General features: G+C 60.6%; 17 protein-coding genes. 6 read left to right on the top strand and 11 right to left on the bottom strand.

What is annotated here, in order from left to right; genetic code table 11:
• Positions 1-105: 105 nt before the first annotated feature.
• Complete coding sequence (locus tag IB244_RS23805; RefSeq protein ID WP_192305902.1) at positions 106-2058, bottom strand: acetoacetate--CoA ligase; 1953 nt, start codon at positions 2056-2058, stop codon at positions 106-108.
• Positions 2059-2221: 163 nt separating this feature from the next.
• Between IB244_RS23805 and IB244_RS23800 the strand changes: the two genes are divergently transcribed.
• Positions 2222-4102 carry an AsmA-like C-terminal region-containing protein gene (locus IB244_RS23800; protein WP_112668177.1) on the top strand — a complete coding sequence of 627 codons (1881 nt, stop codon included), beginning with the start codon at positions 2222-2224 and terminating at the stop codon, positions 4100-4102.
• Here the strand turns inward: IB244_RS23800 and IB244_RS23795 are convergent, their stop codons facing one another.
• The 5 genes from IB244_RS23795 to IB244_RS23775 form a co-directional block, all read right to left on the bottom strand.
• Positions 4103-4921 (bottom strand): ABC transporter permease, encoded by an 819-nt coding sequence (locus IB244_RS23795; protein WP_025659499.1) that lies wholly within the window; start codon positions 4919-4921, stop codon positions 4103-4105.
• 2 nt (positions 4922-4923) lie between these two features.
• Complete coding sequence (locus tag IB244_RS23790) at positions 4924-5835, bottom strand: ABC transporter permease subunit (protein ID WP_018856841.1); 912 nt, start codon at positions 5833-5835, stop codon at positions 4924-4926.
• Positions 5836-5838: 3 nt separating this feature from the next.
• The gene (locus tag IB244_RS23785; RefSeq protein ID WP_192305900.1) at positions 5839-6981 is read right to left on the bottom strand and encodes an ABC transporter ATP-binding protein; all 1143 of its coding nucleotides are present in this window, start codon (positions 6979-6981) and stop codon (positions 5839-5841) included.
• 93 nt (positions 6982-7074) lie between these two features.
• On the bottom strand, positions 7075-8175 hold the full coding sequence (locus IB244_RS23780) for a polyamine ABC transporter substrate-binding protein (RefSeq protein ID WP_062375939.1): 1101 nt from the start codon (positions 8173-8175) through the stop codon (positions 7075-7077).
• A 126-nt stretch (positions 8176-8301) separates the two neighbouring features.
• Positions 8302-9714, bottom strand: a complete 1413-nt coding sequence (locus IB244_RS23775; RefSeq protein ID WP_112824232.1) for a short-chain fatty acyl-CoA regulator family protein — start codon at positions 9712-9714, stop codon at positions 8302-8304.
• A gap of 191 nt (positions 9715-9905) precedes the next feature.
• Between IB244_RS23775 and aceA the strand changes: the two genes are divergently transcribed.
• The gene (aceA, locus tag IB244_RS23770) at positions 9906-11195 is read left to right on the top strand and encodes an isocitrate lyase (protein ID WP_018856837.1); all 1290 of its coding nucleotides are present in this window, start codon (positions 9906-9908) and stop codon (positions 11193-11195) included.
• A 22-nt stretch (positions 11196-11217) separates the two neighbouring features.
• Positions 11218-11454, top strand: a complete 237-nt coding sequence (locus IB244_RS23765) for a hypothetical protein (protein ID WP_025659502.1) — start codon at positions 11218-11220, stop codon at positions 11452-11454.
• A 17-nt stretch (positions 11455-11471) separates the two neighbouring features.
• On the opposite strand, the gene IB244_RS23760 is transcribed toward IB244_RS23765, so the two are convergent.
• Positions 11472-12341, bottom strand: coding sequence for a LysR family transcriptional regulator (locus IB244_RS23760; RefSeq protein WP_192305898.1), 870 nt, complete (start codon positions 12339-12341; stop codon positions 11472-11474).
• 87 nt (positions 12342-12428) lie between these two features.
• On the opposite strand from IB244_RS23760, the gene IB244_RS23755 reads away from it, so the two are divergent.
• A complete protein-coding gene (locus tag IB244_RS23755) occupies positions 12429-12662 on the top strand; it encodes a hypothetical protein (RefSeq protein ID WP_192305896.1) in 234 nt (77 codons plus the stop codon).
• Here IB244_RS23755 and IB244_RS23750 read toward each other — a convergent pair.
• From IB244_RS23750 to IB244_RS23735, 4 genes are all read right to left on the bottom strand, one after another.
• Positions 12635-14476 (bottom strand): methyl-accepting chemotaxis protein, encoded by a 1842-nt coding sequence (locus IB244_RS23750; protein ID WP_025659505.1) that lies wholly within the window; start codon positions 14474-14476, stop codon positions 12635-12637. The genes IB244_RS23755 and IB244_RS23750 overlap by 28 nt on opposite strands.
• 165 nt (positions 14477-14641) lie before the next feature.
• Positions 14642-17170: a methyl-accepting chemotaxis protein gene (locus IB244_RS23745; protein WP_018856832.1), complete on the bottom strand. Its 2529-nt coding sequence runs from the start codon at positions 17168-17170 to the stop codon at positions 14642-14644.
• A gap of 324 nt (positions 17171-17494) precedes the next feature.
• Entirely contained in the window at positions 17495-17638 is a 144-nt protein-coding gene (locus tag IB244_RS23740; RefSeq protein ID WP_018856831.1) for a hypothetical protein, read from the bottom strand.
• Positions 17639-17788: 150 nt separating this feature from the next.
• A complete protein-coding gene (locus tag IB244_RS23735; RefSeq protein ID WP_192305894.1) occupies positions 17789-18970 on the bottom strand; it encodes an NAD(P)/FAD-dependent oxidoreductase in 1182 nt (393 codons plus the stop codon).
• Positions 18971-19095: 125 nt separating this feature from the next.
• Between IB244_RS23735 and IB244_RS23730 the strand changes: the two genes are divergently transcribed.
• Together IB244_RS23730 and IB244_RS23725 are read left to right on the top strand one after the other, a co-directional pair.
• Complete coding sequence (locus IB244_RS23730) at positions 19096-20532, top strand: glutamine synthetase family protein (RefSeq protein ID WP_025659508.1); 1437 nt, start codon at positions 19096-19098, stop codon at positions 20530-20532.
• Between the two features lie 13 nt (positions 20533-20545).
• Positions 20546-21844, top strand: a complete 1299-nt coding sequence (locus IB244_RS23725) for an NAD(P)/FAD-dependent oxidoreductase (protein ID WP_192305892.1) — start codon at positions 20546-20548, stop codon at positions 21842-21844.
• The last annotated feature ends 30 nt before the right edge of the window (positions 21845-21874 follow it).

Genomic DNA, 21874 nt, shown 5'->3' with positions numbered 1-21874 from the left:
GCCCCAAGTTAAATTCATTCATGACCAACGTTTCTTAGCGAAAAGTTGCCGCAGCCTTCAATCTGTTAACGGTGAAAGCTTGTAGTGGCCGGTTGCACCCGTTGCTCACGCGCGCAGTTCGGCAAGCCCCGCGAAGAGATCCAACGCCTCCGGATTGGCAAGCGCCTCCTTGTTCTTGACCGGCCGACCGTGGACGACCTCGCGCACCGCAAGTTCAACGATTTTCCCCGATTTGGTGCGAGGAATATCGCTGACGGCAATGATCTTTGCCGGCACATGCCGTGGCGAGGCGCCTGTGCGAATGCGGCTCTTGATCGCCTTCGTCAGGTCATCGGTCAGGAATACGCCGGGCGCGAGGCGCACGAACAGAACCACGCGGACATCGTCATCCCATTCCTGGCCGATGCAGAGAGCCTCCGCGACTTCGCCCATCTGTTCGACCTGATTGTAGATCTCCGCGGTTCCGATGCGGACGCCGCCGGGATTGAGGGTGGCGTCAGAGCGCCCGTGAATGATGATGCCCTCGTGCGCGGTCCACTCCGCGAAGTCGCCGTGGCACCATACATCGTCGAAACGCTCGAAGTAGGCTGCCCTGTACTTCGCCCCATCAGGATCGTTCCAGAACATCACGGGCATCGACGGAAAGGCCTTTGTACAGACGAGTTCACCCTTTTCCTGGCGAACCGGCCGGCCCTCGTCGTCCCACACATCCATCGCCAGGCCGAGGCCCGGCCCCTGGATTTCGCCACGCCAGACTGGCTGCAAGGGGTTGCCGAGGACGAAGCAGGAAACAATATCCGTGCCACCGGAAATAGATGCGAGTTGCACGTCTTCCTTGATGCCTTCGTAGACAAAGGAGAAGCCCTCCGGCGAGAGCGGCGATCCGGTCGATGTCATCAGCCGAAGACTGGAGAGGTCGTGAGTGGTGCGCGGCGTCAGCCCGCTCTTGCGCACCGCGTCGATATATTTCGCCGAGGTCCCGAAAACAGCAAACTTCTCGGCTGCCGCAAAGTCGAAGAGCACATTGCCGTCAGGCGCGAAAGGCGAGCCGTCGAAAAGGCAAAGCGTGGCACCTGCCGCCAAGCCGCTCACCAGCCAGTTCCACATCATCCAGCCGCATGTGGTGAAATAGAAAAGCTTCTCGCCGGGTTGAATTCCGCAATGCAGCCGGTGTTCCTTGAGGTGCTGCAACAATGTGCCGCCGACCGAGTGGACGATGCACTTCGGAACGCCGGTCGTTCCCGATGAGAAGAGGATATAGAGCGGGTGCGCGAAGGGCAGGCGCGTAAACTCGACAGAACGCGGCTCGAAGGGCGCGATGAAGTCGTCCAGCGTCTTGGCGCCGGGTGTTTCGTCGGCGACCGCGGCGGCATCCCCTGCATAGTGGACGACGAGGCATGTCGCGCCGAGTTGCTTCGTCACGGTCGCCACCCTGGCCTTCACGTCCTGCAGCTTGCCGCCATACCAATAGGCGTCGCAGGCGATGAAAAGCTTCGGCCCGATCTGGCCAAACCGATCAAGAACACCCTGCTCCCCGAAGTCGGGCGAACAGGACGACCAGATCGCGCCGATCGACGCGGCCGCCAGCATGCAGGCCACCGTCTCGGGCATGTTCGGCATCATCGCCGCAATCCGATCTCCGGGACCGATCCCCATTGCCTTGAATGCCTGCTGCAACCTGGAAACCAGGCCACGCAGCCGGTCCCAGCTCCAACGATCGGCAACCTTGTCCTCCCCCCGAAAGATCAGTGCATCGTCAGCGCCTTCTCCGGAAAGCAGGTTCTCGGCAAAATTCAACATCGCATCCGGGAAGAAGCGCGCATCGAGCATGACATCGCCATCGAGGAGCGCGCGTGCTCCGCGCTCGCCCTTGACGCCGCAGAACTCCCAGACCGATGTCCAGAACCGTTCCCTGTCGGCGACAGAAAAAGCGTGCAAATCATGGTAGCTTGTCAGGGAGAGATCGAAGTCACGGTTGCACTGCTGCATGAAGGCGTACATCGGGCTCGCTTCGACCGATGTACGCGAAGGCATCCAGAGTGGCTTATCGTCGCGCATTCGAGACTTCTCCTATTTGTTCGCCTGTATACCATGCAATATCAGCTTATAAAGGGAGTGACGAGCAAAGTCAGAGGCTCGCGTTTGCATGCAGCTTGCATTTGATATATCGGGCATTTCAGAGCATTAACGGCGGCGACGGCCGAAAATACCGGCGGAATTCATGGGTACGTCAAGACAACCGCGATGGCGGAAGAAAATCAGACCCGTGTCACGCTGGCTGCCTGGCTTCGCCCGGCTTGCCACAGTCACCCTGCTTGTCGTCCTGTCGATCTTCGTGGCGCTTCGTGTCGCCGCCCCCTACCTGATTTCAACCGGCCTCGTTCGCTCCGGCATCGAGGATGCCCTGTCCAAATGGGCCGGCTATCGTGCCGAGGTCGCGGGCAAGCCGGTCATCGAATTCTGGCCGACGCCTCGCATCACCCTCAGCAAGATCTCGGTTCACCAGAAAGGCGACAGCAATAGGCTGCTCGGAACGATCGAAAGCCTCTCCGCCGAGTTCAGTCTGATCGATGCGATCCGAGGGCGCGCGAGCTTCCACGAGTTCCACCTCTTCCGCCCAAACCTGCAACTCACCCGTGAAAGCAGCGGCGTGATCGACTGGACCAATGAGGGGCTTCTGGCGCGAGCGATCTCAGGCGCGCGTGAGGAAGGTGGAAGAGAGGTTCTAGATCGGAAACTGGATGCCGCCGTCGGTGCCATCACAGTTGAGGATGGCACCGTCAACGTCGCCGATGTCGCAAGCGGTAGGACTTATCGCTTCGAGGGTGTAACCGCAGACGTCAGCTGGCGCAAACTGTCGAGTCCGATTACCGCCGTGCTGATCGCACGGATGAGTGGGCAGGATCTCAAGCTCGATTTCTCGTCCCCCAGCCCGCTTCTCATTTTCGGCGGCAACAAGGCCGAAATGAGCGGATCGCTGACTTCGAGCCTGCTCACGGCACGGTTCCAGGGACTCGCGAACATCTCGCATCTCTTTGACCTCTCCGGCAACATGGCGCTGAACATCCCCGATCTGCCGGCACTGTTGACATGGGCCGACCGCTCGCTACCGGGTATCGCGACCCTCAAGACCTTCTCAATCGAGACCGATGTCGCTTCGGTTGCGAACGGATTCCGCTTCGACAATGTCAATATGAGCATGAATGGGTCGAATGCGAAGGGCGTGATGGACGTGGCCTTTCCGCCAGGCAAACGCGCCAAACTCGGCGGCACGCTGGCCTTCGACCAGATGAATTTCAGGTCGCTCTTCGATGCATTCGTGCTTCGTCTGGCCGCCGGCGAGGCTGGCGGACGGCCTGATGGCGGTGCGCTGCAGAAACTCGATCTTGATCTCCGGCTTTCCGCGAAACAGGCCCTCATCGAACCTTTCATCCTCTCCGATGTCGGAGCGGGCATCATCGTTTCCAGCAACGAGGCAAAGTTCGACATCGGTGACAGCGAGTTTGAAGGCGGCTCCCTGTCCGCTCATCTCGAGGCGATGCGCGGTGATTTCGACGGCGGCGGCAAACTGCAACTGTCGATCCGCGGCGCCGACTTCGCCGGGCTGATCGAGCGGCTTCAGCTGAAGGGGCCACTGCCCCTTGCCACCGGCTCTCTCGACATGTCGATCAAAACGACAAAGCCGCTCTGGAAGGTCGAAGCCGGCGACGTGACGGGCAGGATCGCTTTCCGCGCGCGCTCGGGCTCGCTTCCGGGCTTCGATGCGGAGGCCGTACGCGAAGAAGCCACGCGCGCGGACTTCTTCACGCTGAACGCGGTATCCCACCGTGCCTTTGCCTTTGACAATTTCGACATCGCCGCCGATCTCGCCGATGGCGTGGCGACCATCCATGGCGGCCGTATCGAAGGTCCCCAGCAGACGCTGATCCTTTCCGGCGTCATCCCATACCACTCGAATGGATTGGCACTGTCGGGGACGATCGAAGCAACTGACCCGACAGCATCGACGAGTTTCCCGCCTCTGCCGTTCTTCGTTGGCGGCGCGTGGCCGGAGCCGGTGATCTCCCCGGCTCCCGTCACGCAGCAGGGATCGACCAAATAGTCACGGCGCGTTTGCAGCCGCACGTTCGTCACGCTCGCGCTGCAGTTCACGGCGTTTCGTGATGGTGGAGGCGCAGATGACGCCAATCGCCACGACTGCAATGAGAATAGTGCAGACCGCGTTGATTTCAGGCGTTACCCCGAGACGGACCTGGCTGTAGATCTTCATCGGCAGCGTCGTCGCCCCAGGGCCGGAGGTGAAGCTCGCGATGACGAGGTCATCCAGCGACAGCGTGAAGGCGAGGATCCAGCCGGAAAGCACGGCAGGCGCGATGATCGGCAGCGTCACTTCGAAGAAGGTCCGCACCGGTGGTGCGCCAAGATCCTGCGCCGCTTCCTCAATCGACCTGTCGAATGTCAACAGTCGCGACTGCACAACGACGGCGACAAAGCACATGGTGAGGGTGGTGTGCGCCAGCGTGATCGTCCAGAAGCCGCGGTCGAAACCGATCGCCACGAACAGCAGTAGAAGCGACAGGCCGGTAATCACCTCGGGCATGACAAGCGGTGCATAGACCATGCCGGAAAACAGCATGCGGCCGCGAAAGCGCGTGTAGCGCACCAAGGCGATCGCGGCGAGCGTTCCAAGGACCGTTGCCGCCGTGGCCGAAAGGAGGCCGACGCGGATCGTCACCCAGGCGGCATCGAGCAGAGCCTGATTGTGCAGGAGCGAGACGTACCATTTGGTCGAGAAGCCGCCCCAGACAGTCACCAGCTTCGACTCGTTGAAGGAAAACACCACCAGCAGGACGATCGGCAGATAGAGAAACGCAAAGCCGAGCGCGACGGAGGCGATGTTGAAACGGGTCCATCTCAGCATGTCTATCTCCCCTGCTCGTCGGCCTTGGCCTGCGCGTTCTGGAAGAACACGATCGGGATCACCAGGATCAAGAGCAGGATCGTCGCCACCGCCGAGGACACCGGCCAATCGCGGTTGGAGTTAAACTCGTTCCACAGCGTCTTGCCGATCATCAGCGTCTCCGATCCGCCAAGCAGGTCGGGGATAACGAACTCGCCAACCGCGGGGATGAACACCAGCATGCATCCGGCAACCACACCTGGCAGCGACAGCGGGAAGGTTACCCGCCAGAATGCGGTAATCGGCGTGCAGCCGAGATCCTGCGCTGCCTCGATCAAGGTGCCGTCCATCTTTTCCAGCGAGGAATAGAGGGGCAGGACCATGAACGGCAGATAGGAATAGACAATGCCGATGTAGACCGCGACATTCGTGTTCAGAATGATCAACGGCGTATCGATGGCGTGCACCGACAGTAGCAGCTGGTTGAACAATCCCTCCGGCTTCAGGATTGCGATCCAGGCGTAGACGCGGATTAGGAAGCTCGTCCAGAACGGCAGGATGACGAGCATCAGTAGCGTCGGACGGATGCTGCGTGGGGCCTGGGCCATGCCGTAGGCGATCGGATAAGCAATCAGCAGCGTAAGGAACGTCGATACGCCAGCGATCACGACGCTCGATATGTAGGCGTTCAAATAGAGCGGGTCGTCGAACAGATAGCTGTAATTCTCGAAGGAAAAGGTGCGCATCTTCGCCCAGAACTCGGCCCAGCCGTCAGCCAGAGCAAAGACCGGCTCGTAGGGAGGCATGGCGATTGCCGTCGTCGAGAGCGATATGCGGAAGACGATGAAGAACGGCGCCATGAAGAACAGCAGCAGCCAGACGTAGGGAATGATGATGACCAGGCGATTGTAGAATGCGGAACCGAGCTTGCCCATGGTTCAATCCTTGAGGAGGACGCCGGCATCCTCGGCGAAGGTAATCCAGACTTCCTGGTCGTAGGTGAACGGGTCGTCGACAGCGCGCTGCGCATTGAGGAGCGAGGCCTTGACCACCTTGCCGCTCTTCAGCTTCACGTGGAAGACCGTCATGTCGCCGAGATAGGCGATGTCCCACAGCTCCCCGGACGCCGCGTTTACCCTTGGATTGGCTGGCGGCTTGCGCGAGACCTTCAGCTTTTCCGGACGGATGGCAAAGCCGACTGGCGCGCCCATTGCCGGCTTTTCGGGAGTGACGACACTGATCGAGAAATTTTCGTCGACGGCGATCTCGACGGTGCTGTCGTTCGTGCTCGCGACCTTGCCATCAAAGATATTTACGTCGCCGATGAAGTCGGCGACGAAGCGGGAATTCGGCGCCTCGTAGATCTCCGCCGGTGTCGCGACCTGGATGACCTTTCCGTGGCTCATGACCGCAATGCGGTCCGCCATGGTCATCGCCTCCTCCTGGTCGTGGGTGACCACGACAAAGGTCAGGCCGAGGTTTTGCTGCAGGTCCATGAGCTCGAACTGTGTTTCCTCGCGCAGCTTTTTGTCGAGCGCGCCAAGCGGTTCGTCGAGCAACAGCACCTTCGGTCGCTTGGCAAGGGAACGCGCCAGGGCCACGCGCTGGCGCTGGCCACCGGACAGCTGGTTCGGCTTGCGCGTGGCAAACTTCTCGAGCTTCACCATCTTCAGCATCTGCAGAACGCGCTCGGTGATCTCATCTTTGGGCATGCCATCCTGGCGCAGGCCGAAGGCGATATTCTTCTCCACCGTCATATGCGGAAACAGCGCATAGGACTGAAACATCATGTTGACCGGTCGCTTGTACGGTGGCGTTCCAGCCATGTCGGTACCGTCGAGGACGATTTCGCCCGAGGTCGGCTGCTCGAAGCCTGCAAGCATGCGCAGCAGCGTGGATTTCCCACATCCGGAAGCCCCAAGCAGGGCAAAGAACTCACGATGATAAATATTCAGGGACAGGTCATCGACGGCGGTGAAGTCACCGAACCGCTTCGTGACGTTATTGAACGATATGAACGGCTTCGATGCCGGGTCTGCCCACGGCGCAAAGGAACGGCGAATATTGCCAAGTGACTTCATTATGTGCCCCGAAAAGTCATTTTGAGAACCGACGTCCCCGCAATCGGCATGATAAGGAAAGGCCCGGGCGTTGCCGTCCGGGCCTGATACTCTTTACTGGCCGGTGACGACTTTCGTCCAGATCCGGGTCGCCGTGCGCTGCGTTTTCGGATCCCATGGGGTGACGCTATAGAGCTTCTTCATCACGTCCTCGCTCGGATAGACCGACGGGTCTTCGAGGATTTCCTTGTCGATGAACTGCTGCGACGCCTTGTTGCCGTTGGCGTAGAATACGTAGTTGCTGGCCTTGGCGATGACTTCAGGCTTCATCATGTAGTTGAGGAATTCGTGCGCCTCGGCAACATGCTTGGCATCCGCCGGGATCGCCATCATGTCGAACCACATCTGCGCGCCCTGTGACGGAATGGAGTAACCGACCTCCACGTCGTTCTTGGCTTCGGTCGCACGGTTGGCAGCCTGGAAGATGTCGCCGGAATAACCGAAAGCGATGCAGATGTCGCCGTTCGCCAAGGCGTTGATGTATTCCGAGGAGTGGAACTTGCGAACGAAGGGCCGTACCTTTTCCAGCATTTCGCCGGCCTTCTGCAGATCGGCCGGCTTGCTCGAATTGGGGTCAAGTCCGATGTAGGTCAAGGCAGACGGCAGGACGTCCTTCGGCGCATCGAGGACATAGATGCCGCAGTCCTTGAATTTTTCCGCAACCTTCGGATCGAAGATGACTTCGAGGCCCGGCGCCTTTGCGTCCGGCCCGAGGATTTCGGCGAGCTTTTTCTTGTTGTATCCGATCCCGTTGGTGCCCCACATGTAGTCCACCGCGTATTCGTTACCGGGGTCGTACATGGCGGTGCGCTGCTGGATCATATCCCACATATTCGAAAGGTTCGGCAGCTTGGATTTGTCGAGCTTCTGGAAGACGCCGGCCTGGATCTGGCGCTGCAGGAAGTCGCCGCTCGGGACGACAACGTCATAGCCGGTACCGCCGGCGAGCAGCTTGGTTTCAACCGTCTCGTTGGAATCGAAGGTATCGTAGACGACCTTGATGCCGGTTTCCTTGGTGAAGTCTTCAAGGATGGAGCTGTCGATATAGTCCGACCAGTTGTAGACGTTGACCACCCGCTCCTGCGCAAAGGACGGCGCAGCGGCGAATGCAAGCACAACGGCGCTCGCTGCAAGTCTTGCGAATGTTGACCTCATGATATCTCCTGTCTTCTTCTTGCTTTGTGGCGCCTGTAGACGCCGACCCTCTGGTTTTGCAAGCAGACTAGAAATGTTTTTGTGAGCCCACAAGCGCAAAAACCTGCACTCTCAATCATTTCACAATCATTGAAAATCAAAGCTGCTGAGGCCCGCAACCATCTCGTCGAGGCCCAATGGTCGTGTGACCGGCGGCTCGGCGCGTGAGAGGCATCCGCGCCGTTCGCAAAGGCGGCAAGCAGGTCCTATCGCAACTGGCTGCTGAGACGTTGCGACCTGGCCGTAGACCGACGCTTCGCCGGCGGCAGCGTCGCAGCCGATCTGCAATGCGGTGCGCCTGATGCGCTCGCCGAACGCGGCGTTCGGCCCTTCAAGCGTCCGGGAGACCGTGAGATAGCGGGCGCCATCCGGCATTTCGACCGTTTCGGCAAGGATCTGGCCCGGCTGCAGGAAGGCGGCATGAATGTTCAGCTTGGGACAGCCGCCGCCGAAACGCGAATGCGGGAAACCCTGCGCCCCAGCCCGCCGCAGTCGGTGACCGGCGGCGTCGATCTCAATCATAAAGAAGGGAATCGCGGAAGCGCCCGGTCGCTGCAGCATGACCAGCCGGGCTGCGGCCTGCGCATAGGAAACTCCGAAGCGGGAACGGAGGATATCTACATCGTATCGGCTGCCTTGGGCCGCGGAGAGAAATGGCCCATAGGGCATGGCAAGCGCCAAGGCGCCGTAACGACAGAGTTCGAAGCGCGCTATCCGCTTCGCCTCCGGCGTCGACAGCGCCAGACCATCGAGTTCCGCCAGGATCGCATCACGCAAGGCGAGCGTTGCCACCTCGATGGCGATCTCATGCGCCTGATCGGCCGGCGACAGGCGCTCGGAAACGAAGAGCCGCATCGAGTGCCGGTCGAAGCGGCGCCGCAGATCAGGCATGACGTGAACGGGAAGGACACGCACGCTGATCCCGCGTTCCGCCCGCAGCCACTCCCTGAACGCGGCCGGCAGATCGCGCGTCTCGGCAAAGCGGGCCAGGAAGGTCTCCGCCGCAGCCTCCAGTTGAGAGAAATAGGCGGAGCGCCGCTCCATGATATCGCGGACCTCGTCGGCCGGCAGCCGCGCACCGGCGAGCGGTACCTGCCCCGCGCCGGCCGTCAACGACGTCAGGTCCGACAGGCGGCTCGCCTGTTCGCTATAGGCCCGGTACAGCTTGATGATGCCGCTTGCCGCGTTGGGCGCGGCCTCCGCGACCTCCACGAGTTCCTGGTCGCCGGGAAGCTCGCCGGCCAGGAGCGGATCCGCAAAAATCTCGCGCAGCTGGTTGAGGCTGCCGCCGCTCTCGTCCCTCAGCTCCTCCAGATCGACTTTGTAGACCGACGACAGCTTCAGGAGCAGTTGCACCGTCAGTGGCCGCTGGTTGCGCTCGATAAGGTTGAGATAGGATGGAGAGATGCCAAGCTCCTCGGCCATCGCTGACTGAGTCAAACCGAGGCCGTTGCGAATGCGCCGGACCTTTGGCCCCGCAAAAATCTTGCGCTCCGCCATGTGACAATCCTTTACAAAAGTCCGCGCAGATAACTTTACAATACTTTACAAATTGACAGAGCCAGCCTGTCAAGGCTTTGCATCCTAACTCGATTCTGATGGCTACTCCATAGAAAACTCTGGTCTTTTTCCAGGATCTGTAAATTCTGTTAATCATCCAAACTGACCACACAATCTGCAAGGAGCATAAGATGACAGAATTTGACAAGCTGCACCGGGACCTTCCAGCTGGGCGATTCAATGGGGTTGAGCGTCCCTACTCGATCGATGACGTCAAGCGGCTGCGCGGCTCCGTCGAACTGCGCTATTCCCTCGCGGAAATGGGCGCCAAGCGGTTGTGGCAGCTTCTGCATCAGGATGATTTCGTCAATGCTCTCGGAGCCCTGTCGGGCAATCAGGCGATGCAGATGGTTCGCGCCGGATTGAAGGCAATCTACCTGTCCGGCTGGCAGGTCGCCGCGGATAGCAACACCGCCTCGGCCATGTATCCGGATCAATCCCTCTATCCGGCAAACGCCGGTCCGGAACTGGCCAAGCGGATCAACCGGACCCTGCAGCGCGCCGATCAGATCGAAACATCAGAGCAGAACGGCCTCTCCGTCGAGACCTGGTTTGCGCCGATTGTTGCTGACGCGGAAGCAGGCTTCGGTGGCCCGCTGAACGCCTTCGAGATCATGAAGGCCTATATCGAGGCCGGTGCAGCCGGCGTCCATTTCGAGGACCAGCTGGCGTCGGAGAAGAAGTGCGGCCATCTCGGCGGCAAGGTCCTGATCCCGACCGCAGCACACATCCGCAACCTCGATGCGGCTCGCCTCGCCGCCGACGTCATGGGTGTTCCGACGCTCGTCATTGCCCGCACGGATGCGGAAGCCGCCAAGCTACTGACCTCAGATATCGACGAACGCGACCAGCCCTTTGTCGACTACGATGCCGGCCGCACGGTCGAAGGCTTCTATCAGGTTCGCAACGGGCTCGAGCCGTGCATCGCCCGTGCCGTCGCCTATGCACCGCACTGCGATCTCATCTGGTGCGAGACGTCGAAGCCGGATCTCGAGCAGGCACGCCGTTTTGCCGAGGGGGTCCACAAGGTGCATCCCGGCAAGCTGCTCGCCTACAACTGCTCGCCGTCGTTCAACTGGAAGAAAAACCTGGATGACGCGACGATCGCCAAGTTCCAGCGCGAACTCGGCGCAATGGGCTACAAGTTCCAGTTCATCACGCTTGCCGGCTTCCACCAGCTGAACTTCGGCATGTACGAACTCGCCCGCGGCTACAAGGACCGGCAGATGGCTGCCTATTCCGAATTGCAGGAGGCGGAGTTCGCGGCGGAGATCAACGGCTACACCGCGACCAAGCATCAGCGCGAAGTCGGCACCGGTTACTTCGATGCCGTTTCGATGGCCATCACCGGCGGACGTTCGTCGACTACGGCGATGAGGGAATCCACCGAACATGCACAGTTCAAACCAGCAGCAGAATGATCGCACCAAGGAGGAGAATGCCATGCCTACTCTTGCACGCGTCAAGGAACGCGCTGAAGAACAGTCCACCTGCATGACCACAGACCAGCAGACGACGATCCGCACGCTCGCCAACGATCTGCACCGACTGAACCAGTCGGTCATGAAGGCGGTCGATGCCGGTGTCTCCGTCGAGATCGTTCGCTCGGCGAGACACCACGGCGGCGACGGTAACTGGGGAGATCTTTTGATCCCCATCATAGTCGCGGGGCGCAACTGAGATCGCGGCGGGCGCCCTCAACTTCGGCTGGCGCGCCTGCCCGCAAACAGATCGACATAGCTCTTCAGCAATTTCGTCATGCGATCGGCAACGGTCCGGATTTCCGGCCGGTGCCGATCCTCGTTGTTCATGACGATCCACTGCCGGTGGCGCAATTCCGGCAGTTCGCCGCCAAGACGCTGCAGTTCGGGATCGAGGTCACCGACGAAGCATGGCAAGACCGCCTTGCCCGCCCCTCCTCTCACCAGCTCCAGCAGCGAGCGTGGCCGGTTGACCGTTGCAACGATCAAGCCGCCTGCATTGCGGTGCGGCCAGCGGAGATAGTTCGAGATCGCATCCTCTTCGGAGACGGCCACCCACCTGTCCTCGGTCGCGTCAACATTGCGTCTCGTATAGACAGCGTAGGCCACCTCGCCCAGCAGGCGGGCGGCAAGGTTGCTTTCTTCGGGCTCGAAGGCGCGGATGCCGATATCGCTTTCCCTGTAATTGAGGTTGGCGCGCGCTTCGCCGACCGTCAAAGAGATAGCGAAGGCATCGCCGGGTTTGCGGATCGCGGCGAAATTCTCCGTCAGAAGCCACGCGACCCAAGTGCCGGCGGCAACCTTGACCGTCGCACCAAGGCTCCCGGCCTGCCGCCAGGCGTCAATCTTGCGCGCCGCGGCCTCCATGTCCTGCAGATGATCCAGAAGGACCTGGCCATCCGCGGTGAGGCTGTAACCCTTCTGGCTGCGGATGAAGAGCGCCTTGCCGATCTCATGCTCGAGATCGAGCATGCGACGACCAATCGTGGCGGGACTGAGCCCGCTCGACGCACTGGCGCCCGTCAGCCCGCCGAAGCGAGCGACCTGCACGAATAGCTGAAAGGAATCCCATTGTGTGTTTTTCATCGATGAAAAACATAGTGAGGAAATTCCCGTTTATAAACCAAATTTCGAGGAATAACTAAGGCGATGCCCATATAGAAGGACATCGCCATGATCACTCTCATCGCCGTCGCCCAGATTGCAGACCTGCTGAATGGCAGTCGTGACAAGTACTCGGCAAAGGCCGAAAGCGAATTCTACGAGAGCCTCGGCAGCTCCCGCGCGGTCCGCTTCGCGGCTTTCCTCACGTCTCCGTGGCTATGGAGCGGGAAGCGCCGCTCCGGAAGAACGGAAGCTTGCCGATCCGGGAACGTCGGTCACGCCGCATGCCTCACGCGGTCGTAATTCTGGGCGGCTTCGAACCGGAACTGCTGTACCAGCGTCATCAACGCATCGGCCTCGTTGGCGAGCTGGCGGCTCGCCTCGGTCGTTTCCTCGACCATGGCGGCGTTCTGCTGCGTCATCTGGTCCATCGCATTGACCGCGCCGTTGACCTCCTGCAGGGCAGCGGACTGATCCTGGCTTGCCGTCGCAATCATTTCGACATGGCTGCTGATCGCAATGATCTCCTGGCTGATCGCGGCGAGCACGGCACCGGTCTTCTGCACAAGGCCGGAGCCTGCGGTAACCTCGCGCGTCGACTTCTCGATCAGCCCCTTGATTTCGCGCGCCGCATCGGCGGACCGCTGTGCAAGTTCGCGCACCTCCTGCGCAACCACGGCAAAGCCCTTGCCCGCCTCGCCAGCCCGGGCGGCTTCGATACCGGCATTCAACGCCAGAAGGTTCGTCTGGAACGCAATGTCATCGATGACTTCGATGATCTGCTCGATCTGCTTCGACGCCTCTTCGATACGGTTCATCGCCGCGACCGCGTCGGTGACGACAGCGCCTGAACTATCGGCGTTTTTCTTGGTCGCGGACACGGCATCATTCGCTTCGCGGGCACGTACGGCCGACGATTTGACGGTCACGGTGATTTGCTCAACTGCGGCCGCCGTCTCCTCCAGGTTGGCAGCCTGTGCTTCCGTACGCTTCGAAAGCTCATCGGCAGACGCCAGCATCGCGCCGGAGTTGTTCTGGATCGAAGCGGTGTTGTCGCGAATGCGCGCCAAGGTTTCCTGCAGCCGCACGAGCGACGCATTGAAATCGACGCGAAGCTGCTCAAGGCGACCGACAAACGGCGTCTGGATCGTCTGCGAAACATCGCCCTGCGCCAGGCGCCCCAAACCGGCGGCGAGCTGGTTGACGGCGAAGTCGATCTGGCCGTCAAGCGCGCGCTTCTCGGCGTCGTTGCGGGCACGTTCACTATCGCTAAGCTGCCGCTGTTCGGCCGCCTGCATCTCCAAGTCCTGGCGGGCGCGGGCGTTGTCGCGGAACAGCGCGAGCGCGCGTCCGATCGCGCCGAATTCGTTCTGCTTCTCAACGCAAGGGATCGGCCTGTCGAGATTGCCGTCGGAAATCGTATGAATGGTCGCCGTCAGCGCCTCGAGCGGCCTGATGGAGGCCCGGATGGCGAAGTAGGCTGCCACGCCGACGAGCAGCAATACCGCTACACCGACACCGGCCACCAGCATCAGCAGTTGCTGCAGGCTGCTGTAATAGACCTCCATCGGGATGCCGATGAACAGGATGCCGACGTTTGAACCGGCCGTGTTCTTCACCGGAAAATAGCCTGTCATGAACTTCCGACCGAAAAGGTCAGCCGGGCCGTAGTAGGCCTGCCCCTTGGCCAGTACCGCCTGCGCGGGATGATCCGCCGCGAGCTTCGTGCCGACAGCGCGGTCGCCGTTCTCTTTCTTGACGTTCGTGGAAACACGGACGTAGTCGCTGCCTTGGCGTTCAAAGACGGTGGCAACGCCAGCAATCGACTGTGCGGTGCGATCGACCAGAACGTGATCGCCGAGCGATGGCAGCTTTTCCTCGGTTACCCCGGCAAGCTCGTTGTTGCTCACGTCGACCTTCACTCCGGCATCGCTCGCGCCGTAGAGGACCGCCATCGTCCTGCTTGCATCCTTGGCGTCAGACACGGCGCTCGTCATCACGTAAGCGCTCAGATTGTAATAGGTGGCGCAGACGATCGCTGCGGTGCTGAAGACGAGTAGAACGAGTGTGATGGCGACGATCTGACGTACGATGGAAGCCGAGAACAGGCGTAGCATAGGTATCCCCTGAGACGTGAGCCCCGGAGGCTAATGCGAAAATTTAAAGAAAATCTTCAAAAAATTGATAATCGTCGAAAACTTAAAAAGACGCGGCCGATATTCGGAAAAACAGAAGAACCCGGGTATACCGGGGCCTTCCAAGCGCTTGTTTTGGTCGTCGTCTTATGCCGCGCGGTAGACGCTCGCCTGCATGTCGCCGTCGATCTTGAACTGCTGGATGAGCCGCAGCAGTGAATCCGCCTCGACCGCAAGCTCGCGGCTTGCTGCCGTCGTCTCTTCAACCATGGCCGCATTCTGCTGCGTCATCTGGTCCATCTGGTTGACCGTCGCGTTGACTTCACCAAGTGCGCTCGACTGATCATGGCTCGCGCGGGCGATCGTTTCGACATGCTGGCTGATCGTGACGATCTGGGCACTGATCTTCGCGAGCACCGTGCCGGTCTCCTGCACGAACTGCGAGCCGGAGCTGACTTCGGTGGTCGACTTGTTAATGAGACCCTTGATCTCCTGCGCCGCGGCAGCGGAGCGCTGCGCCAATTCACGCACTTCCATGGCGACGACGGCGAAGCCCTTGCCGGCTTCACCGGCGCGTGCTGCCTCGATGCCGGCGTTCAGAGCCAGCAGATTGGTCTGGAATGCGATCTCGTCGATGACGCCGATGATCTGTTCGATCTGCCGGGACGCCGCTTCGATCCGGCCCATTGCGTCGATCGCGTTGCTGACGACAACTGCGGAGTCGTCGGCGCTGCGTTTTGCCTGACGCACGATCTGATCGGCGTCCTTGGCCCGCTCGGCCGAAGAACGGACCGTGACAGTGATCTGGTCAACGGCAGCGGCGGTTTCCTCCAGCGAAGCCGCCTGCTGCTCAGTACGCTTGGAGAGGTCTTCAGCAGACTGAGCCATCTGGTTGCCGTTGCCCTGGATCATCTCGACGTTGTCGCGGATCTGGCTCATGGTGGCCTGCAGGCGCATCATCGAACCGTTGAAGTCCTGGCGGAGCTGCTCGAGGCGACCGATGAACGGCGTGTCGATCGTGGTCGAAATATCACCCTGCGACATGCGCTCGAGACCGGAGGCAAGCGCATTGACAGCAAACTCGATCTGGCGGTCCATTTCGCGCTTCTCGGCGTCGTTGCGCTGGCGTTCATGCTCGGCCGCGACGCGCTCTTCCTCGCTCTGCTCCTCAATGCGGATCTTGGAGATCGCATTTTCCTTGAAGATGCCAAGCGCGCGGGCAATGTCGCCGATTTCGTCATACCGCTGGTCGCCCGAGATGTTGGTGTCGAGCGCACCATCGGCAATGCGGCGCATCGCGGCGGTGATCTGGCCGATCGGGCGCTGCAGCGTCAGGACAAGGGCAATGCCGCCGATGATCGAAACCAGGATGCCGAGGCCCGTCGTCAGCACGGAGATGCCATTTGCCTGGGTGCGCTCGGCACCGGCGCTCTTCTTCTGCAATTCGGCAAACGTCGTGAGCTGCCCCCAGACGGCATCAAGCTGCTGGCGAGCGGATGCGTAGTCGGTGACGCGCTGGTTGATCGTGTCGACCAGGCTCTGCGCATCCTTATCCATGGAGGCAAGGGCAGGCGACATTGCCGCGACGATGTCTTCCGCGAAATTCATGCCCTTCGCGCTGGCGAGCAGCGTGTTTAGGTTGGTGCCGAGCGTCGCGATCTCCTGATGCAGGCGGACGCGATTTTCCTTGCCAGGCTTGGCAGCGAACTCACCGAGCACGAGTTGCAGCGAGTAGATCGCGCTCTCCAGACGGCGCGTGTCTTCGAGAACAGAGTTCGTCTGCGCGATACGGCTGTCGAGCTCGACGAAGGTCGTCGTCGCTGCGCGCATCATCTGCGTTGCCGTCAGCTGGGTATAGGTCGACATCTGACGGAAGCGGGAGACAAGTCGCCCGAGATTGGCGATCGCCTCGTCGGTGCCGGCATCGGCCGCCGTTGCCTGCGCCTTCACGTCGCTGATCGTCTGCGACAGCGACTGTGTCATGCTCTTCTGGTTCGCGGGGACCGAAATCTCGATCAGGCGCTGCGCCTTTGCGATAGCGGGAATGGCGTCCGTGACGACCTTCAGCTTGTCAGCCGGCAGCTGGGCCTTGTTGAAGTCGGCCATGACGGCCGCAAGGGTATCACCGCCCTTCAGCAGGCGGTCGGCGGCGCGCAGCGTTGCAGTGGCGTTGCCCTCATCCTTGCGGATGTTTTCCTCGAGTTGCTGCGCATCGTAGTTGACGTTGAAGCGGCTGGTAATCATCACCTTCTGCGCGTCATCGATCGACTTGCGAAGGGCGAGCTCCTGCTCGTGCAGGGTCCAGAGCTTGCCCACGGTGTCGGAAATTCCCGAGGTACCGTCGATGGCGGCAAGAAGGTTGTCGCGACCGCCATTGTCGCCGATCTGCTTCAGCGTGGCGTTCAGCGTGCCCTGTTGCGTCTTGATGTCCCCGTAAAGCTTGTCACGCGCTTCCTGGCTGGTCATTTGCAGGAAGTCGTCCATGGAGCCATAGAGATCCTTGAACCCGCTGAGCGACTGCAGGACGCTGTTGGAGATTTCCATACGTCCCTGCAGCATGCCCGAAGCATAGAGGCCGGTCAGGCCGACGGCAGAAATGCTCACGACGAAGGGCAATACAAAGATCAGGACCTTGGTCTTGATCTTGAAACGGGAAAGAAACTTGTCAATCAACATAGCGGTTCCGGCCTTCCATACACCACTCCTCCCGCCGGCCGCCTGGCGGGGCGCCGACCGAGTGCATCGAGCTGCTTTATTGGAACATTGGAGTCCCGGACGGCGAGGCCCGGTCGGCAGTCATTGCCGGTTCGCCTCACGCCAACGCGGAAGCGCCCAAAAAATCATCGAGCAAGTTTTGCAGAGGATGTCTTAATTTTCGGATAAGCGGAAATTACGGATAGCCGCAATCAAATCGATTTTAGCGGTGGTCAAATCGATTTGGCCCAGAGATGGCCGGCGGCCCGAATGCGGCCGATGCTCACAGATCCGAGATCGGGAGTGTCAGAACCAACGTGCGAGGAGGAGAGCGGCCACGGCGGCCAATGCACTGGCAGAGAGGACGAAGTAGCGTGCGGCAACGAGCTTGTTGTCGGGCTTGGCTTGAGCGATTGCAATGGCGCGGGCGCGTCGTGCGTTCCTGTTCATTTTGCAGAACCTCACTTCATTTCTGACACAACAATCCAACAAAACGACCTGTTGGTAAAGCTCTATTTAGGAAGTGCTTTTCCATTCCGTCATGAGGCAGGATGGCGCACCCTTCTTAAGAACTCTTGAATCGAGCAGATAGTTTCGCGCCTATAAAGATTCACCGGCGACGAAGCCCGAAGCCCAGGCCCACTGGAAGTTATAGCCGCCGAGCCAGCCGGTCACGTCGACACATTCACCGATGAAATAGAGGCCCGGAATACTCTTCGCCGCCATGGTACGGGAGTCGAGCCCCGTCGTATCGATGCCGCCGAGCGTCACTTCGGCAGTCCTGTAGCCCTCAGAGCCGGACGGCTTGATTTTCCAGCTTTGTACCGCTTCGGCCAAACGCGCCAGGACCTTGTCGGAAAGATCGGCCATATGGCCGACGATGCCTTCTCGGTCGGCCAGATATTGCGCCAGCCGCTTCGGGAGTATCTCGGCCAGCGCCGTCTGAGCGGACTGCCGGCCATTCACCCTTTTCGCCGCCTTCAGATGTTCGAACAGATCGACATCGGGCTCGATGTCGACGGTGATGTCCTCGCCCTCGCGCCAGTAGGAGGAGATTTGCAGGATCGCAGGGCCGCTGAGGCCGCGATGGGTGAACAGCAGGGCTTCGCGGAATGCTGTCTTGCCGTGACGGATTTCGGCTGGCGCCGATATGCCCGGCAGGTCGGAAAGGCTTTCGAGCGTCGCCTGATCCAGGGTCAGCGGCACAAGTCCAGGCCGCGTCTCCACCATGGGAAGGCCGAACTGCTCAGCAATGCGATAGGCAAAGCCCGTGGCACCCATTTTCGGGATAGACTTGCCGCCGCTCGCGATCACCAGCGAGCGACATTCATATGCCCCCTCCGACGTCGAGATGCGGAAGCCTTCGCCGCTCTTTTCCACGTCCGCGATCTCGGTGCGCAGATGCAACGCCGCTCCGGCAGCCTGCATCTCATCGAGAAGCATGCGGATGATGTCCTTGGCGCTGTCGTCGCAAAACAGCTGCCCAAGCGTCTTCTCGCGCCAGGCAATCCGATGACGATCGACCATGGCAATAAAATCCGAAGGCGTGAAGCGCGCCAGCGCCGACTTGCAGAAATGCGGATTGGCGGAGAGGAAGCTCTTCGGGCCGGCGTGAATGTTGGTGAAATTGCAGCGCCCCCCCCCGGAGATGCGGATCTTTTCGCCCGGCGATTTCGCATGGTCGAGAACGATGACCGAGCGGCCGCGCTGAGCGGCGCGAATGGCGCACATCATGCCGGCTGCGCCCGCGCCGATGACGATCACATCGCTTTTTCGCTGCAAAACCACTTCCCTTGTCGAAAGGCATCTTCTTTTTCCATCAAGAGGCGAAAGTCAACGTGCCTCCCCCTCGCCAATTGCCAAACTCCAGCTATGATGCCGTCACGATCAACGCAAACCGGTGTGTCATGTCCCCAAAAAAGACGACGCTGAAGCCTGCCAGAAACGTACCTGCCTCGAAGAAGACACCCCCGGACCCCGGACATCAGCGCGGCGTGGAAAACTGGAAGGAAGCAGCGCAGTTCTTACGGGCGCGCGGCATTGAAGACATCGAATGCATTACGCCGGATCTTGCCGGCGTGCCGCGCGGCAAGATGATGCCGAGTTCCAAGTTCACGTCAAACACCTCGCTTGCGCTGCCTTCGGCGATCTACCGTCACACCATCTCCGGCGAATATCCGGACGAGACGGAAAGCTTCCGCTACGAGCCGCGCGACAGCGACCTGAAGCTGGTGCCTGACCTTTCGACGCTTTCGGTCGTCCCCTGGGAAACCGACCCGACGGCGCAGGTGATCTGTGATATCGTTAGCGTGGATGGGGAAGAGGTCCCCTACACGCCGCGAAACGTTCTGAAGCGCGTGCTGAAACTCTATGGCGATCGCGGCTGGAAGCCGATCGTGGCGCCCGAGATCGAGTTCTACCTCGTGGCGAAGAATGATGACCCGGATTATCCGCTGCATCCGCCGAAGGGCCGCTCCGGCCGTTCGATCCTCGGGGGTCAGGGCTATTCGATCGCCGGCATCAACGAATTCGACGAACTGATCGACGACATCTACCATTTCTCGGAAAAGCAGGGTCTCGAGATCGATACGCTGATCCACGAAGAAGGCCCGGCGCAGCTGGAAATCAACCTGCGCCACGGCAATCCGATCGAACTTGCCGACCAAGTGTTCCTGTTCAAGCGCACGATCCGCGAAGCGGCGATGAAGCACGGCATCTATGCCACCTTCATGGCCAAGCCGATGCAGGGACAGCCGGGCTCGGCGATGCACATCCACCAGTCGGTCGTGAACCAGGAAACCGGCAAGAACATCTTCTCCAACCCTGATGGTTCCGCCTCTCGTGAGTTCTTCCATTTCATCGGCGGCCTGCAGAAATACGTGCCGAGTTCCATGGTGATGCTGGCGCCCTATGTGAACTCCTATCGGCGGCTGACGCCTGACATGTCGGCGCCCGTCAACAATGCCTGGGGTTATGACAACCGCACGACGGCGTTCCGCGTCCCGGTATCCGATCCGCAGGCACGGCGCGTCGAAAACCGCCTGCCGAGTTCGGATGCCAACCCTTACCTTGCGCTCGCCGCCTCGCTCGCATCGGGCCTGCTCGGCATCATGAAGGGCATCGAGCCGACAGCACCAACAGAGGATACGGCAAACGAGGGCTCGATCGAACTGCCACGCGGCCTTCTGGAAGCAGTCGCGTTGATGGAAGACGAGGAAGCCTTCGAGGAAGTGTTCGGCAAGGAGTTCCTCGGCATCTACGCCGGTGTGAAGCGCGGGGAATTCGAAACTTTCATGCAGGTGATCAGCCCCTGGGAGCGCGAATTCCTTCTGCTGAATGTTTAGGGAGGGCTTCATCATGACATCGCAGGAGAGATGGCAGAGCCCGATTGCGCCCGGCATTTCCTGGTATCAGGCAACATCAGGCGAGCGGCCGACCTACCCGGAAATGGACGGCTCGAAGACATGCGACGTCGCAATCGTCGGCGGCGGCTACAGCGGCCTTCAGGCCGCCTACAATCTCGCCAAATCCGGCGTCTCGGTGGTTCTCATCGAGGCGTGCCGGTTCGGCGACGGCGCCTCGGGGCGCAACGGCGGCCAGCTCGGCACCGGGCAACGCTGGTGGCCGGAAGAGCTTGAGGAAAAGATCGGCTACGAGCGTTCGCGCGCGCTGTTCGATCTCGCCGAGGCGGCCAAGCACCATCTCATGGATTTCGCGACCGACTATCAGATCGACATGGACTACATGCCGGGGCAGATGAACGTTGCACACAAGCCGAGCTACAGGGCCGACTACTACGAAAACGCCGAGATCGCGGCGATGCGCTACAACTATCCGCATGTGCGCTTCATGGACAAAGCCGAAACGCAGGAACGGCTCGGCTCGACGCGCTACCACTGCGGCGTTCGCGACATCGGGACGGGCCACATCCATCCGCTGAAGCTGCTGATCGGCCTTGCCCGGGTTGCCGCCAATGCCGGCGCGCAGATCTTCGAGATGACCAAGGCCTCGGCGATCCTTCATGGCAGCAGCAAGGTGTTGATCGAGACGCCAAGGGGCACGATCACTGCCGACAGGGCGCTGATCGCCTGCAACGGCTATGTCGGCAATCTCGAGCCGGTGACGGCAAGTCACGTGATGCCTATCCGCTCCTTCATTGGCGCCACGGTGCCGCTCGACGCGCATCCGCAGGTGCTGCCGGGCGGCGAGTCCGTGGCCGACTCGCGCTTTGTCGTGCGCTACTTCCGCAAGTCCAAGGACGGACGATTGCTCTTCGGCGGGCGCGAAGCCTATACGGCCGACAATCCGCGCGACATAACGCAGCACATCCGCCGGCAGATCGCCGAGATTTACCCGGCGCTTCGGGACATCGAGATCACGCATGCCTGGGGCGGTTCGGTCGGCATCACCATGCCGCGTCAGCCTTTTGTGCGCGAGGTCATGCCTGGCGTGACGTCGATCGGCGGCTATTCCGGTCATGGTGTCATGCTCGCCAATTACTGCGGAAAGCTCTATGCCGAAGCGGTTCTGGGAAAATCGGCGGATCTCGATCTTTTCAAGTCGCTCGATATTCCGGCCTTTCCCGGGGGTGCGGCCATGCGCGCGCCGCTGCTTTTCCTGGCGCTCTCCTGGTTTGCACTGCGCGACAAGTTTTAGTCAGATTGCGGATTTCATCGCGCGGCAATT

The sequence above is a fragment of the Rhizobium sp. RHZ02 genome (assembly GCF_014851575.1).
GTDB lineage: Bacteria > Pseudomonadota > Alphaproteobacteria > Rhizobiales > Rhizobiaceae > Rhizobium > Rhizobium altiplani.
The sequence above is the reverse complement of the archived record's forward strand: the minus strand, read 5'-3'. Positions and strand labels throughout refer to the sequence as shown.